The sequence below is a fragment of the Thermaerobacter subterraneus DSM 13965 genome, assembly GCF_000183545.2.
Classification (GTDB): Bacteria; Bacillota; Sulfobacillia; order Thermaerobacterales; family Thermaerobacteraceae; genus Thermaerobacter; species Thermaerobacter subterraneus.
Window position 1 is genome coordinate 1,388,112 of record NZ_JH976535.1, and the last position, 15,216, is coordinate 1,403,327.

At 71.0% G+C, this 15,216-nt stretch carries 12 protein-coding genes and 1 riboswitch; of the genes, 9 read left to right on the forward strand and 3 right to left on the reverse strand.

Annotation, left to right across the window (positions count from 1 at the left end):
• The first annotated feature begins 100 nt into the window (after nucleotides 1-100).
• The 7 genes from THESUDRAFT_RS05770 to THESUDRAFT_RS05800 all read left to right on the forward strand — a co-directional run bounded on the left by THESUDRAFT_RS05770 (nucleotide 101) and on the right by THESUDRAFT_RS05800 (nucleotide 10,141).
• Complete coding sequence (locus THESUDRAFT_RS05770; RefSeq protein WP_040826322.1) at nucleotides 101-1,705, forward strand: ABC transporter substrate-binding protein; 1,605 nt, start codon at nucleotides 101-103, stop codon at nucleotides 1,703-1,705.
• A gap of 99 nt (nucleotides 1,706-1,804) precedes the next feature.
• Complete coding sequence (gene nikB, locus THESUDRAFT_RS05775) at nucleotides 1,805-2,743, forward strand: nickel ABC transporter permease (protein ID WP_006903812.1); 939 nt, start codon at nucleotides 1,805-1,807, stop codon at nucleotides 2,741-2,743.
• Nucleotides 2,740-3,639, forward strand: coding sequence for an ABC transporter permease (locus THESUDRAFT_RS05780; protein WP_006903813.1), 900 nt, complete (start codon nucleotides 2,740-2,742; stop codon nucleotides 3,637-3,639). The genes nikB and THESUDRAFT_RS05780 overlap by 4 nt, the downstream gene beginning before the upstream one ends.
• A 111-nt stretch (nucleotides 3,640-3,750) precedes the next feature.
• Nucleotides 3,751-7,449, forward strand: a complete 3,699-nt coding sequence (locus THESUDRAFT_RS05785) for a M14 family metallopeptidase (RefSeq protein WP_006903814.1) — start codon at nucleotides 3,751-3,753, stop codon at nucleotides 7,447-7,449.
• Entirely contained in the window at nucleotides 7,446-8,228 is a 783-nt protein-coding gene (locus tag THESUDRAFT_RS05790; RefSeq protein ID WP_006903815.1) for a LamB/YcsF family protein, read from the forward strand. Before THESUDRAFT_RS05785 ends, THESUDRAFT_RS05790 begins: the two co-directional genes overlap by 4 nt.
• Nucleotides 8,229-8,309: 81 nt before the next feature.
• Nucleotides 8,310-9,113, forward strand: coding sequence for a 5-oxoprolinase subunit PxpB (gene pxpB, locus THESUDRAFT_RS05795; RefSeq protein ID WP_006903816.1), 804 nt, complete (start codon nucleotides 8,310-8,312; stop codon nucleotides 9,111-9,113).
• Entirely contained in the window at nucleotides 9,110-10,141 is a 1,032-nt protein-coding gene (locus tag THESUDRAFT_RS05800) for a 5-oxoprolinase subunit C family protein (RefSeq protein ID WP_006903817.1), read from the forward strand. The genes pxpB and THESUDRAFT_RS05800 overlap by 4 nt, the downstream gene beginning before the upstream one ends.
• Nucleotides 10,142-10,213: 72 nt before the next feature.
• Here the strand turns inward: THESUDRAFT_RS05800 and THESUDRAFT_RS05805 are convergent, their stop codons facing one another.
• The 3 genes from THESUDRAFT_RS05805 to THESUDRAFT_RS05815 all read right to left on the reverse strand — a co-directional run bounded on the left by THESUDRAFT_RS05805 (nucleotide 10,214) and on the right by THESUDRAFT_RS05815 (nucleotide 13,110).
• Entirely contained in the window at nucleotides 10,214-10,714 is a 501-nt protein-coding gene (locus THESUDRAFT_RS05805) for a DinB family protein (RefSeq protein WP_006903818.1), read from the reverse strand.
• 87 nt (nucleotides 10,715-10,801) lie between these two features.
• The gene (locus THESUDRAFT_RS05810; protein ID WP_006903819.1) at nucleotides 10,802-11,920 is read right to left on the reverse strand and encodes a phosphotransferase family protein; all 1,119 of its coding nucleotides are present in this window, start codon (nucleotides 11,918-11,920) and stop codon (nucleotides 10,802-10,804) included.
• Entirely contained in the window at nucleotides 11,917-13,110 is a 1,194-nt protein-coding gene (locus THESUDRAFT_RS05815; protein ID WP_006903820.1) for an acyl-CoA dehydrogenase family protein, read from the reverse strand. The genes THESUDRAFT_RS05810 and THESUDRAFT_RS05815 overlap by 4 nt, the downstream gene beginning before the upstream one ends.
• Nucleotides 13,111-13,287: 177 nt before the next feature.
• Between THESUDRAFT_RS05815 and THESUDRAFT_RS05820 the strand changes: the two genes are divergently transcribed.
• Nucleotides 13,288-14,064 carry an SDR family oxidoreductase gene (locus THESUDRAFT_RS05820; protein ID WP_006903821.1) on the forward strand — a complete coding sequence of 259 codons (777 nt, stop codon included), beginning with the start codon at nucleotides 13,288-13,290 and terminating at the stop codon, nucleotides 14,062-14,064.
• 268 nt (nucleotides 14,065-14,332) lie between these two features.
• A riboswitch (TPP riboswitch) is annotated at nucleotides 14,333-14,452 on the forward strand.
• A gap of 166 nt (nucleotides 14,453-14,618) precedes the next feature.
• Nucleotides 14,619-15,215, forward strand: coding sequence for an ECF transporter S component (locus THESUDRAFT_RS05825; protein WP_006903822.1), 597 nt, complete (start codon nucleotides 14,619-14,621; stop codon nucleotides 15,213-15,215).
• Nucleotide 15,216: the final 1 nt, after the last annotated feature.

Here is a 15,216-nt window from a genome sequence, read left to right on the forward strand (position 1 = left end):
ATGCGGCATTGCAGGGCGGCCGGGTACGACGTGCCACCGCGGTGCAGTTGACGACACTGCCGGGATGCCATTTTCGGCCCAAGGGGGTTTGGACCAAGTGATGCAGCAGGCTTCGACGCGCCGTTCGGCCCTCCGCATCGCCGTCGGATTGATGCTGGTTGCCGCCCTTCTGCTCTCGGCGTGCGGGTCGGGAAGCGGCGGCGGGACCGCCGGCAGCGAGACACCGGCCGCGCAAGGGCCGAACCCGGCCAGCGAGCGCGGTAACCACCTGGTCGTGGCGCAAGCCCAGGACCCGGGCAATTGGGACCCCATCGATACGTTCTTCGTTGCCTGGGCTTCCGTGATGAACAACGTCTTCGAAGGGCTGGTGTTCCGGGGGCCCGATCTGAAGCTGCAGCCCGGCCTGGCGACCGAGTGGAAGTGGATCGACGAGGACACGTTGCAGTTTAAGCTGCGGCAGGGCGTTACCTTCCACAACGGAGAGCCCTTCAACGCGGACGCGGTGGTGTTCACCTTCGAGCGCCTCCTCGGGGAGGAAGGTGCCAAGGGGCCGCAGCAGGGCAACTACGCCAGCATCGACCGGGTCGAGAAGGTCGACGACTACACGGTCAACTTCCATATGAAGACCAAGGACCCGGTCATCCTGACCAAGCTGGCCGGGTACGGTGCCGTCATTGTTCCGCCCCGGTACCTCAAGGAACACGGCGACGAGTACTTCGACAAGCACCCGGTGGGTACCGGCCCGTACAAGGTGGTCGAATACAAGCAGGACGACCACATCACCCTCGAGCGTTTCGCCGACTACTGGCGCGGGCAGCCGAAGATCGAGAAGATCACCTACCGGTTCATCCCGGAGGAAGCCACGCGGATCGCCGAACTGACCACGGGCCGGGTGGACATTGCCGTCATCAGCCCCAGCCAGGTGGACAATGTGAAGAACTCGGCCTTCCTGGAAATCGTCACCGCGGACAGTCCCACCGTGTACGGGTTGCGCTTTGACGTCTCCAAGGACCCGGTCGACGACGTACGGGTGCGAAGGGCCATCGCCCAGGCCATTGACGCCCAGGCCATCATCGACACGATCCTGAATGGCTACGGGAAGCGCATCTCCACGTTCCAGAGCAGCCTTTCCTTCGGCAACGATCCGTCCCTGGAGCCGTATCCGTATGATCCGGAGGCCGCCAAGAAGCTGCTCCAGGAAGCGGGTGTGCAGCCGGGTACGAAACTCACCCTCAGCTATATCGGGACCGCGACCGTCTTCGGAGAGATCGCCCAGGCGGTCCAGTCGTACCTGAAAAACGTGGGCCTCGAGGTGGAGCTGAAGACCTACGAGACCAACACTTACTACAACGACATCATCCCCAATGCCCAGGCCGGCCACCTCTATCAGGAGGGCTGGGGCGGCTGGACCCTCGACTTCGACAATACGGCGTACCTGCTCTACGGAAAGGGCCAGTTCTGGAACCCCACCTTCTACGACGAGGAAGTGCAACGCCTGTTGGAGGCGGAGCGCTCCACGTACGACCAGGACAAGCGATTGGAGATCTTCAAGCAGCTGGACCGCCGCCTGTACGAACTGGTGCCGACGGTTCCGCTGTATCAGGACGTAACCGTGTGGGCGGTGAACCGGCGGGTTCAGGACTTCGTACCGCCGCCCGATACCCGCTACTGGTTCTTCGAAACGTCCATCGCCTCGGACCAGTGATGCGCCGACGGTGGCCGAGCCACGTGGCAGAGGGGCGCGGAGCGGGAGGGGCCGGCCAGGCCGGGCCCTCCCGCCCTGCCGGAGGGGAGAGGAGTCCTCATGTGGCGTTACGTGCTCCGGCGCCTGACGGGGGCAGTCGTGGTCCTGTTCCTGACCACCCTGTTTGTCGCTTACGCGGTACGGCTCTCGGGCGACCCCACTGTGGCCATGTTCCAGGGCGGCTCCGCACCAACCCCCGACCAGTTGGCCCAGATGCGTGCCGCCCTCGGCATCGATCGCCCCTTCTGGCAGCAATACACGGATTTCGTCGTCGGAGCGGTGCAGGGCGACATGGGCACATCCTTCCGGACAGGGCAGCCGGTCTGGGCGATGATCGTAGAGCGGTTGCCGGCCACGGTGATGCTGGCGGTCTCTGCCATGGCAGTCGCCATCCTGATCTCGTTCCCGTTGGGGGTGGCCGCTGCCCTCCGGCACGGCCAGTGGGTCGACTCGTTCAGCCGCCTGCTCAGCCTGTTCGGGTTGTCCTTTCCCAACTTCTGGCTCGCCATCATGTTTATGCTGATCTTTGCCGTGCGCCTGGGGTGGTTCCCGCCATCAGGCTTTGACGGCTGGCGGTCCCTGGTGCTGCCCGCGGTCACCCTGGGCATCATCCTGTCGGCCACCCTGGTTCGCCTGGTGCGCTCCAGCATGCTGGAGGTCCTGGGCCAGCCCTACATCGAGACGGCGCGGGCCAAGGGCGTCCCGGAATGGCGGGTGGTGGTCGCCCACGGCTTGCGTAACGCCCTGATCCCCACCGTCACCTTCGTCGGGCTCCAGTTCGGGGCGTTGCTGGGCGGCACGGTGATCCTGGAAAAGGTGTTCGCCTGGCCCGGCCTGGGGCAGCTGGCCCTGGACGCCGTGGGCTACCGCGACTACCCCGTGGTGCAGGGTGTCGTCACGGTGCTGGCCGCCGTGACGGTGCTTACCAACCTGCTGGTCGACCTCAGCTACGGCCTGCTTGACCCGCGGGTGAAGGTCGAAGGGGGTGCCTCCTCGTGAGCGTCGCCCAAGGGCAGGCAGCGGCCCCCGTCGCGGTGCCGGCGAGGCGGGAGCGACGCTGGTATCGTTCCTTCGTCCGCCCCATGCCGATGCTGGGCGCCTTCCTGGTCACCGTGGCCGTGGTGGCGGCCCTGGCGGCACCTTACCTGGCGCCCTTCGACCCCGAGGTGGGCGAGCTGGGGAACCGGCTGCTGCCCCCCGCGTGGGCGGCGGACGAGCCGTCGCCTTTCCTGCTGGGGACGGACACCGTCGGGCGGGACCTCTTGAGCCGCATCATCTACGGGGCCCGGATCTCCCTGCTGGTGGGCATCTGTTCGGTCGGACTGTCCGTGCTGGTGGGCGTCTTGCTCGGCCTGGTGGCCGGGTATGCCGGCGGCCGCCTCGACGACCTGCTCATGCGGTTCGTCGACGTGCAGCTGTCCTTCCCCTTCATCCTGCTGGCCATTACCGTCATGGCCGTGCTGGGTCCCGGGTTATGGAAGGTCATCGTCCTGATGGCCATCGCCCAGTGGGGCCAGTATGCCCGGGTGGTGCGGGGCGAGGTGATGGTGGTCAAGCAGATGGGGTTCGTGGAGGCCGCGCGCTGCATCGGGACCCCGCCGTGGATGATCCTCCGGCGCCACATCCTGCCGAACGTGGTGAACTCCGTCGTCGTGCTCGCCACGCTGAACATCGCCAACAACATCCTGCTGGAGGCCGGCCTGACCTTCCTGGGGCTGGGGGTCGACCCCTCGACGCCGTCCTGGGGCGGTATGCTGGCCTCCGCCCGGGAGTACGTGACCACGGCGTGGTGGTTCGCCACCTTCCCGGGGCTGGCCATCATGCTCACCGTGCTCGGATTCAACCTGCTGGGCGACTGGCTCCGGGACGTCCTGGATCCGAAGCTGGACGCCTAGCCGGGGCCCGCCGCGGGCGGCCGGTGTCCGGGCGGCCGGGAGTGGACGACTGCCGCCCGGAGCCGGTGGGGACGGCTGTGCCGCCGCGGGACTCCGACGGAGGGATCTGCGTTGAAGCTTGAGGAGCTCTTTGCGCCGGGCGGGTTGCTGGCCCCCGGCCGGAGCGAAGGTACAGGAGCCAGGATGCCCAGGGTCCAGTTCCTCCTGAGCGGGGAGGACGACGTATGGACCGGGCTGGCCATGGTCGAACTGGCTGCGCGCCTGGGATACGAGTGCGAGGCCGGCGATCCGGAACGCCTCGTGGTCCGGCCGGGCCAGCACCCGTCCGCCGGGGCGGTGCCCGTCGTCCTGCTGGCCGGGACGGGCGCGGCAGGCGGCCCCAGCGGGCGGTCCGGCCGGGCCGGGCCGGACGCCGGCTACGGGCGGGTCGAGGTGGTCCCTCAACTGGCCGGTGCCGAGTACGGCCTGCGCTTGTCTGCGGCCAGCCCTCGCGAGCTGTGGAAGCTGGCGGCCTGGCTGGCTGCCGTGGGGACCGAGTCCCTGGCCCCGGCCGGCGAGCCGGGGTGCGGCGGTGCCGGCAGCCCGGACCGTTCCCGGGACCTGGCTGCTGGCCGCAGTGCGGACCGTGGTCGTGGCCGGAAGGGGGACGCGGGGCCAGGGCAGGCCGCTGTACGTCTCGATGCCTCGGGGCGCCGGGCCGAGGTGGCCCTGCGGGGTATCCAGTGGGCGCCGTGGCAACCGCGGGGCGATGGCAACTCCCGGGACATCCGCGAGGAGGGCCTGGATCTTGAGGAGGCCGCCATGCCCCTCGCCGACCTCTGGACGCCGCGAGGCTTTCTGGGCAGCAGCGACGGCCTGCAGCCCGACCGGGTGGCGGTGCACATCGAGCCCGATGCTGCCACGGGGACCTGGGATCCGGAAGAGCTGGCCGGCCTCATCATGTTCGCCTTCCGGCTCGGTCTCGAGAGTACGGGCATGTCCTTTCCCCTGACGGCTGCCGGGTCGCTTGGCCGGCCCTTCCTCGTCAAACTGGCAGCCTCGCCGGCGCCGGATGGTGGTGGGGAACCCGGCGGCCGGGGCCACATCCGGCTTTACCGGCGGGCGGGCGGGGCGGTGCTTCGGATCACGGGCGATGCCGCCGGCCGCGGGCGCGCCCTCCAATGGCTCGCAACCGTTCACGCCAGTGAGGTCCTGCGGCCGGCGGGATCGCGGCGGCCTGCCCTTGACAGCCCGGTGGTCGCCCTTGAGCGGGAAGCCGCCCGCCACCGGCGGGAGGTCGCAGCCAGGCAGCGACCCCGCCTTCTGTTCGAGGCGGCCATCCCGCCTGAGGGAGAGCGGTTCCGGAGGGTGTGGTACGAGCGTGCCTTGCCGGCGATACGGGCGCGCTGCCGGCCCGATGACGAGGTGTGGGTGGACCTCCGTCTCGACCAGCCCGACGATACGCTGCAGGAAGTGGCCGTGGAGGTCCATCGCTCCCTGACCCAACTTGGCTTCGCGCCGGACCGGGTGCACGTGCGCGGCTTGCCCGCGTTCCGCCAGGGGCTGTTCTGGCTGCTGCAAGTGGTGCCGCCGGTCGTGGCGCAGCATGCAGGGGCCCACACCGTCATCATCGAGTTTGCCCGCGTCGAGCCCGAGGCCCGCAGCGGGGTGGGCCAGGAGGGCCAGGTACGGGCGGGCGGGGAGTCGGATGCCGGTGCCCCGCATCTGGACCTCCCCATTCGGTGGTTGCAGCCCCTTTACCCCGTGGACGAACTGCTGTCGGCTCGCACGGGCCTGCCCGTGGAGCGGATTGTCTTCCAGGCCATGGCGCCCTCCGGCGGGTCCGGGCCCACGTACCGCGTCACCGTCGCCGATGGGGATGGCCAGGCGGTCTGGCGAGGCGAGTTCCGGGTGGCAGCCCGCCGGCGGCCGTACCAGGACGTGAACCCCCACCTGGGTCACGTCTACGTGGAGACAGGTCTTTGCCGTGTGGAGCGGGGCGATGGCGGCAGCGAAGGAGGGCGGCAGCCGGTCTTTGAGGAGCTCCTGCCCACGGGAGCCGAGTTGTTCTGGGACCGCTACCAGGCTGAGGCCCTTCCTCTCGTGGCCCGGCACCTGGAGGAGGCGCTGGGAGGGGACCTGGGGGCCCATCAGCAGCCCTTTTTCCTGACCCTGGAGGTCGACGTCCAGCTGGATACCCGGCCCGACGAGCCCTTGGGTGTCCGGCAGGAATCCCTGAGCCTGGCCGAGGGATTGCACGAGGATGTCTATTTCAACACCCTGGATTTCTTCGAGGAGTGGGGCAGGAAGCTGGCGGGAACACCCTTCACGGCACCGGGCAAAGTGGTGCCCCGCGTCCAGGCCCGGCCCGGCAAGGGCACCATGGCTAAGGTTCGCCTCACCGGTGTGGGCATCGGGGCCCGGCTTCTGGAAGCCGCCTCATCCGATGGGGGCCGGCCCCGCGTGAACGTCTACGGCGTGACCGTCGACGCCGCAGGGCGGGCGCGGGCGACGCTGGCTCGTGCCGGCGGCACCGCCCCGACGGACGCGACGGAAATGGACTACGACGAAGCCGTCCAGCGGGCAGCCCGCGCCATCGGGGCACGCGTGGCCCAGGACTCGGCTCCCGCCGGCGGGGAGGCGGCTGTGTCCTGGCAACGGACCCTCTTCGACGACGAATCCCTGGGGCAGTGGTTGGCCGGGGGTGCAAATCGTTCCGTTCGCTGGTCCGTGGCGGGACATTCCTTCGAGGGGCGACCCTTGTACCACGTGTTTACGGTCGGCCCGGGGCGCGGCGGGATCCCTGCGCCGGTGCCCGGGCAGGGGGCGGATCCGCGGGACCCGGATGTCCTGGTGGTCCCGGCAAAGGCCACCCTCTTCCGCCCCACCGTACTGTTCAAGGCCCGGCACCATGCGAACGAGGTGTCGAGTACCAATGCATTGCTGGCGCTGGTGGAGCGGCACCTGGATGCCACGGCCGGGGTCAACTGCGTCATGATGCCCCTGGAGAACACCGACGGCGCCGCGCTCCACCGCCGGTTGAGCCAGGAAAACCCGCGTTGGAGCCTGCATAGCGCCAGGTACAATGCCTTGGGACAGGAGTACGCGGCGGAGTACTTCGGCGACAGGCCGCGAGCACCCGAGACCCGGGTGTTCCCCGACCTGTGGTCGCGGTGGTTGCCCGACGTCGTGGTGGATGAGCACGGGGTACCGTCCCACGAGTGGGTTCAGCCCTTCGGCGCCCACGGCGGAGGTCGCAAGTTCACCTCCTACTGGCTGCCGCGAGCTCTGATCTACGGGATCCTGCCGGTGTTCGCCACGGAAGACGGGGACGGGTGGGGCGCCAGGCAAAACGAAATGGCCGAGTTCGTCGCCCGGTTCCTGGAGGACTGGCCGGTCATCGCCCGCGAGAACCGCCGCTGGCTGGCGGTCTACCGCAAGTACGCCGCCGACTGGCTCCCGGAGGTCTTCACGGTCGAGATGGTTCGGGCCTTCGTGTGCTACCGCTGGCCCGTGCGCCCCGATCCTGGCGGCCGCTACGCGATGCAGCGCCATCCGGAGATCACCGGGGTGGAGTTCATCACCGAGGCAGCCGACGAGACCGCCACGGGCCCCTACCTTGAAACCTGTGCCCTGGCGCACCTGGTCGTGGACCTGGCCATACTGGCCTGGCTCAAGCGACAACCGGTGACCGTCGAAGAAACCGTGACAATCCGGGGCGAAAGGGTCCACCGGGAGCGCCGGCGCCGGCGCCCATGGCCAGCAGGATGCCGAGGGCCGGCGGATCCGGCGCGAGCCGGTGGATCCGCCGAAGGACGGTGGACGTCATGAACGCCGCCATCGACCTGAACTGCGACCTGGGGGAGAGCTTCGGGCCCTACACCATCGGCATGGACGATGCCGTCCTGCCCCTGGTTACCTCCGCCAACATCGCCTGCGGGTTCCACGGCGGCGACCCGAGGGTGATGGAGCGCACGGTGGAACGGGCTGCGGAACTGGGGATCGGCATCGGCGCCCACGTGGGCTACCCCGACCGGGTGGGCTTCGGGCGGCGGGAAATCCATGCCACGGCCGGCGAAGTCCGGACCGACGTGATCTACCAGATCGGGGCCCTGTACGCCTTCTGCCGGGCGCTCGGCGTGGAACTGCAGCACGTCAAGCCCCACGGCGCCCTGTACAACCAGGCCGCCCGCGACGCCGTGCTGGCCCAGGCGGTGGTCGCCGGGATCGCGGCCTTCGACCGCCGGCTCATCGTCCTGGCTCCGCCGGGGAGCCAGCTGGCCCGGGCGGCCGTCGCGGCGGGGCTGCCGGTGGCGCTGGAAGGTTTCGCCGACCGGGGCTACAACCCCGACGGCAGCCTGGTCAGCCGCCGCCAGGACGGGGCCGTGCTGCACGACCCCGCGGAGGTGGCGGCGCGCGCCCTGCGCATGGTGCGGGAAGGCAAGGTCCGGGCCGTCGACGGCAGGGATGTGACCCTCACGGTGCAGAGCCTCTGCATCCACGGGGACAACCCCGCCTCGGTCAGCCTGGCCCGGGCCGTCCGCCAGCGCCTGGAGGCGGCGGGCGTGGCCATCCGGCCGCTGCGGGCCATCGTGGGCCACCAGGCGTAGCGGGCATGGTCCGGGCGTCACGACGCCTTGCCGGCCGAACCGCATTTCCATGAGGCCTGCCAGGCCGTTGGGGGGAACCGGATGACCGCAGGAACCGGCGGGGAGCCCGCCCGGGATGCGGGCGGGCGGGCGGAAGAACCCCGCTTTCTCCGGGCGGGTGATTGCGGCCTCTACGTGAGCTTCGCCCAGGTCATCGACCCCGCCGTCAACCGGCAGGTCCACCGGCTGGCCCGGACGGTGCAGTCCGGGCGCTGGCCGGGGGTGGTGGACCTGGTGCCGGCTTACGCCAGCCTGTACATCCGTTACGACCCGTTGACGGTCACCTTCGAAGAGCTGGTGCGCCGCTGCCGGGAGCAATTGGAGATCCGCAGCGAAGCTCCCCCCGAGCCGGCCTGCGTCTGCCTCCTGCCCACGGTGTACGGCGGCGAGTGGGGGCCCGATCTGGAGGAGGTGGCCCGGCAGCACCTCCTGACCCCCGCCGAGGTGGTGCGCCTGCACGCGGGCCGCGACTATTTCGTCTACTTTCTGGGCTTTACCCCGGGCTTTCCCTTCCTCGGGGGCCTCGACCCCAAGCTGGCGACCCCCCGTCGCCCGGTGCCCCGGACACGGGTTCCGGCCGGTTCGGTGGGCATCGCGGGTGCGCAGACGGGCGTCTACCCCGTGGAGAGCCCGGGCGGGTGGAACCTGATCGGCCGCACGCCGGTGCGGCTGTTTGACCCGGCCGCCTCGCCCCCGGCCCTGCTCAGGCCGGGCCACTTCGTCCGGTTCGTGCCCGTGGACGCCGAAGAATACCGCCGCATCGAGCGGGCCGTGGCCCTCGGCACCTACCGGCCCCAGTGGGTTCCGCGGGAGGTCCCGCACGAGGAACGGGACGACGGCGCATGATGGAGATCCTGAACCCCGGCCTGTACACCACCATCCAGGACCTGGGACGGCCCGGCCTGCAGCACCTGGGCGTACCGGTGCAGGGGGCCGCCGACGTGGCCGCCCTGATCCTGGGCAATCGCCTGGTGGGCAACGAGCCCGGCGCGGCGGCTCTCGAAATCACCCTGCTGGGCCCGTCCATCCGGTTCCACGCGCCGGCGGCCATCGCCCTCACCGGGGCCGACCTGGGCCCCACCCTCGACGGCCGGCCGCTGCCCACCGGCCAGGTGGTCCTGGTGGAACGCGGTAACGTGCTGGCCTTCCGTGGCGGTACCCGGGGGTGCCGGGCCATGCTGTGCGTGGCGGGCGGCATTGCGGTGGAACCGGTGGCCGGCAGCCGCTCGTCGGATCCCCTGGGGCGCTTGGGCGGGCTGCCCGGACGGCCCGGCCTGCCCCTTAAGGCGGGCGACCGCCTTCCTCTGGGCCGGCCGGCGGTGCCTCTGGAAACCCTGGCCGGCCGGCGGGTGCGGTGGACCTTCGTCCCCGACGCCTTTGTGGCCCGGGTGGTGCCCGGCCCCCAGGCCGGGTTCTTCCCGCCGGAGGCCTGGAAGGTGTTCTGGGAAAGCGAGTATACGGTCACCGCCGCGTCGGACCGCATGGGCATCCGGCTGGAGGGACCCCCCGTGCCCCGGCCTCCCGGGGAGGTCCTCTCCGAAGGCCAGCCCCTGGGTGCCATCCAGGTACCGCCCAGCGGGCAGCCCATCGTGCTGCTGGCGGGCAGGGCCACCGTGGGGGGCTACCCCAAGCTGGGAGTGGTGGTCACCCCGGACCTGCCGCTGCTGGCCCAGGCGCGGCCGGGCGACCGCATCCGCTTCCGCCCCATGGACGGCTCGCGGGCGGAAGAACTGTACCGCCACTGGTGGAGGCTGCTGCACAGCCAGCGGGTGATCGTCCCGGGGCCCGCCACCGGCGACCAGAGGCCGGGCCCGGACCCCGGTGGCCGGGAGGGCCGGCTGCCCGGCGCCGGGCCGCCACCCCCGCTGTCGTAGCGGGCGCTCCCCGCCAGGACCGCCCCGGGCCCGTCAGGACCGCGCCGGGGTGACCCGGCCGGCCCCTCACCCTCACCCCAGGCCGCCCGGCTCCACGCCCATGAGCCGGGCCAGCATGCGCACCTGGCCGGCGTGGTAGGCGAAATGCTGGATCATCTGGTTGACGACCCACAGCACGGTCAGGTGTTCCGGCGGGGTGCCCCGGAAGCCCGGCGGCATGGTGCGCGGCTGCAGCAGGTAGTCCAGGTCCCACTCGGCCATCCGGGCGTCGGTGTGGGCCCACACCGCCTGCAGATAGCCGAAGAGGGCCTCCCGGGTGGCCAGCTCCCGCGACCGCCGGGGCTGCATGTTCTTCTGAAGGATCACCGCGTTGACGAACCAGTCCTCGGACTGGGCCAGATGGCGGACGCACCAGGCGGCGGAGTTGACCCCGCCCGGCGGCACCCAGTGGAGCTGCCGGTCGTCCATGGCCGCGGTACACTGCAGGAGCACCTGACGCCACCCGCGCAGGTTGGGCAAGAAGAGCTCCGCCGCGGTGAGCGGGCGGCCCTCCGTGGTTGCTGCCGTTGCCATGCCTTCTCCCCCCGGTCAACAGTCTCATTTCCGGCCCTTGCCGAGAGCGCCCCCGGGACAGCCTGGACGGAGGGGCCGGGACTCGACTCAAAGCAACCCCGCGCCCGCCCCGCGGCCGGCCGCCTCCGCCGCCAGCTCGATGAGGCCGCGGGCCATGGACCCGAAGCCGGCGAAGCGGGGGTCCCGGGTCTGCCCTGCCCTCCACCGGTAGTAGATCTGCTGAAGGATGACGGCCAGCTTGAAGTAGGCGAAGACCAGATACCAGCCGATGCCGCTCACGTCGCGGCCGGTGCGCAGGGCGTACCGGTGGACGAACTCGCCCCGCCGCAGAAAGCCCGGACAGGTGGTCACCGCAGGCAGGCCGTTGCGCAGGACCTCGGGATCGTCGGGGTGGACCCAGTAGCTCAGGCTGACCCCCAGGTCGAAAAGGGGATCCCCCACCGTGGCCATCTCCCAGTCCAGCACCGCCACCACCCGGTCCAGGGACGGGTCGAGGATCATGTTGTTCAACTTGAAGTCGTTGTGGATCAGGGAGGTGCCCACCGGCTCGGGAACCCGTTCCTCCAGCCAGGGCAGCAGGCGCTCCAGGGCGGGGATGGGTTCCGTCTCCACCCGCCGCCAGCGGCCGGCCCAGCCCTCCAGTTGCCGGCGGACGAACCCCTCCGGCCGTCCCAACCCTGCCAGCCCCGCCTGGCGGTAGTCCACGGCGTGGAGATCGGCCAGGGTGTCCACCACCCGCTGGGCGATGCGCCGGCAGGTTTCGGGAGGCGGGGTCCGGCCGCCGGGGAACCGGTCGTCGACCACCACGCCGGGCCGGTATTCCATCACGTAAAAAGGCGCCCCCAGCACGGAGGGGTCGGGACAGACGGCCAGCGGCCGCGGCGCCAGGGGGAAGACGGGGTGCAGGTGGCGCAGGATGGTGGCCTCCCGCACCATGTCGTGGGCCCGGGGCGGCAGGGGGCCGAAGGGCGGCCGGCGCAGCACGGCCTGCCAATCCCCGGCCCGCAACCAGTAGGTCAGATTGGACGCCCCGGCGGGGAACTGCCTCGCTTCCACAGGAGGTCCCGGAAACGCGGGCACCTCCCGCTCCAGGAACGCCGTCACCGCATCCAGGTCCAGTTCCTCTCCCGGCCGCACGGGAATGGTGCCGGGCGGGAACCCATCCCCACCCGGACCGGCCAGGCGCCGGCTTTCCGGCTGGCTCATGGCTGGCCTCCCAATTCCTTGAAGATCCGCCGGGCCACCACCACCCGGTGGACCTCATCGGGGCCGTCGTAGATGCGGGCCGCCCGCGCCTCGCGGTAGAACAGCTCCAGGGGCGTGTCCCGGGAGTAGCCCAGGGCTCCGTGCACCTGCAGGGCGCGGTCCACCACGCGGTGGAGTACCTGGGCCCCGAAGAACTTGATCAGCGAGATCTCCTTGCGGGCATCGAGCCCCTGATCCACGCGCCAGGCCGCATACAGGGTCAAGAGGCGTGCCGCCTGGATCTCGGCGTAGGAGTCGGCCACGAAGTTCTGGATGGTCTGGAACTCCGCCAGCTTCTGGCCGCGGGTCTCCCGGGTCAGGGCCCGCCGCACCATCAGCTCGAAGCTGCGGTTCATCACGCCGATCCAGCGCATGGCATGGGTGATCCGCCCGGGGCCCAGGCGGGCCTGGGCGATGCGGAAGCCCTCGCCCACGGGCCCCAGGGTGTTCGCCACGGGTACGCGGCAGTCCTCGAGGACGATCTCGTCATGGGTGCCCAGGCCACCCCCGTCGTCCATCACGGGGATCTGGCGGACGATGCGGAAGCCCGGCGTGTCCGTCGGCACGATGATCATGGTGGCCCGCTGGTGGGGCGGCGCGCCGGGGTCGGTGACGGCCATGACGATGGCAAAGGCCGACCGGGAGGCGTTGGTGATGAACCACTTGTGGCCGTTGATCACCCAGTGGTCGCCGTCGCGCACCGCCCGGGTCCGGATGGTGGTGGGATCGGAACCCGACACCTCGGGCTCGGTCATGGCGAAACAGCTGTAGATCTCGCCGGCCAGGTTGGGCCGGAGGAACCGTTCCTTCTGCTCGGGCGTGCCGAACATCCAGAGGATCTCCTGGTTGCCGGTGTCCGGGGCGCTGGTTCCGAAGGCCCGCGGCGCCAGGGGGCTCCGCCCCAGGATCTCGTTCATCAGCGCCAGGGTCACCATGCCCATGCCCAGGCCGCCGGCCTCCCTGGGCATGTGGGGGGCCCAGAGCCCCGCTTCCTTCACCGCCTGCTGGATGGCCTTCATGCGCTCTTCGGGCAGCGTGCCGGTCCGGAAGAACTCGGCCTCGGCCGCGTAGACGTGCTCGTCCATGATGGCGCGGGTGCGTTCCAGGACGACTTCCTGCTCGGGGGTCGGCCGGAAATCGTACACGAGCATCACCCCGGTGGCGCTTCGCGCAGCAGGACCCGCCCGAACCGCCGCCTTCCGGCGGGCGGGCCGCCTGGCGGTAGGAGTTGGCTTCGCTGCCGAGAAGGAAATACCTGCATGCCCGGCGCCGGCCGGGTGGCGGCCCGTCTCCGGCCGCCCGGCCGGGTGGAAGGAGGCGGCCGTCACGTGGGCGTTCTCGATCGTTTCCGGCTGGACGGGAAAGTGGCCCTGGTCACCGGAGGCAGCCGCGGTCTGGGCCTTCAGATCGCCCAGGGTCTGGGGGAGGCCGGGGCGGCCGTGGCGATCACGGCCCGCAAGGAGGAGGGCCTGCGCGAAGCGGAGGAACAGCTGCGCTCCCAGGGGATCCGGTGCCTGGCCCTGCGCTGCGACGTGACCGACTACGACCAGGTGGTGGCCACCGTCAACCAGGTGGTCGAAGCCCTGGGCGGCCTGGACATCCTGGTCAACAACGCGGGGGCCACCTGGGGCGCCCCCCTGTTCGAGATCCCCCTGGAAGCCTGGGACAAGGTGATCCGGACGAACCTGCACGGCACCTTCTACATGAGCCGCGAGGCGGCCCGGGTGATGGTGGACCGGGGGCGGGGAGGCCGGATCATCAACGTCGCCTCGGTGGCAGGCCTGCGGGGCAGCGACCCGCGGGTGATGCAGACCCTGCCCTACAACACCTCCAAGGCCGGGGTGATCAACTTCACCCGCGACCTGGCGGCCAAGCTGGCGGAATACGGCATCACGGTGAACTGCATCGCGCCCGGGTTCTTCCCGACCAAGATGACCCGGGGCATCCTGGCCCAGTACCGGCCCCTGATCGAGCAGTCCGTTCCCTTGCGGCGGCTGGGCGGCGAGCGGGACCTGCAGGGCGCGGTGCTTCTGTTCGCGTCCGAGGCCGGGTCCTACATCACGGGCCAGGTCCTGGCCATCGACGGGGGGATCACGGCCGTCTGAGGGCGCGGGCGGCCGGCGGCGGCCGGGCCGCGAGAGCCCGGTGGCCGGGGCAGGGCCCGGGCGGCGTCCCCGGCGGCGGGTGGCACGCACCGCCGGCACCGCCCGGGAGGGCCACGGCCGCGAGGACACGGGCCAAGGCACACGGGCCCGGAGGGCCGGGGCCGCGCTTAGACCGCCCGCCCCCACTTCCCGGCCCGGCCCGGAGCCTGGCCGCCGTTGACGCCCGCCGTGCCCGGGCCCATGATCAGGGTGAACAAGATCATCGGGAAGTCGGTACCGGGGGTGCCCTCACGGGCTGAGAAGCGCCGGGAGCCGGGACGCGGCACCGCGCTACCCTTCGGACTCGATCCGGGTCATACCGGCGTGAGGAAGGTACCGCATGACCGCCTGGGGCGGCTTCACGCGACCCACCTCCAGCCGGGGGTGGGTTTTCTTTCCTCTGCCTCCCGCCGGACCGGAACGGGCAGGTTCTCCCTGCCGTCCCGGCCGGGGGGTGCGCCTCGCCGGCCCCGCGAGCCCCCGGTTCCGTCCCGGAACCGCAAGGGGGGCTCGCCATGGCCGGTTCGTCCCGTCACCTGCAGTTCCGCGAGATCGTGATCCTCACGTTCATCGCGGCCGCCTGTTCCGTGGTGTTCATCAACGCCTGGACCCTGTGGTCGGTGGCCCAGGCCGTCCATCCCGTCCTGGCCGAAACCACCTACGGTATCTGGTTCGTCGCCAGCACCCTGGCCGCCTACATCATCCAGAAGCCAGGGGTGGCCTTCGTGGCGGAGCTGGCGGCGGCCGCGGGCGAGCTGGTCCTGGGCAGCCCGGACGTGCTCTGGGTGCTGCTGTACGGTGGGCTGCAGGGGCTGGGGGCCGAGGCGGCCTTCGCCCTGCTCCGCTACCGGCGGTTCGACCTGCCGGTGCTGGCGCTGTCCGGCGCCCTGGCCGCCGTCGCCAGCATCCCGCTGGACGCCGTCACGGGGTACTTCACCGGCATGCAGCCCGGCGTGCTGGCGGGCGCCGTGGCCGTGCGGCTGCTCAGCGGCGCCGTGGTGGCCGGTGTCTTCACCAAGGTGCTGGTCGACGGCCTGGCCCGCACCGGGGCCCTCAACGGCTTTGCCGTGGTGAGGAACCGGCGGGACCGGGGCGCAGGGCTGGCGGGCTGAG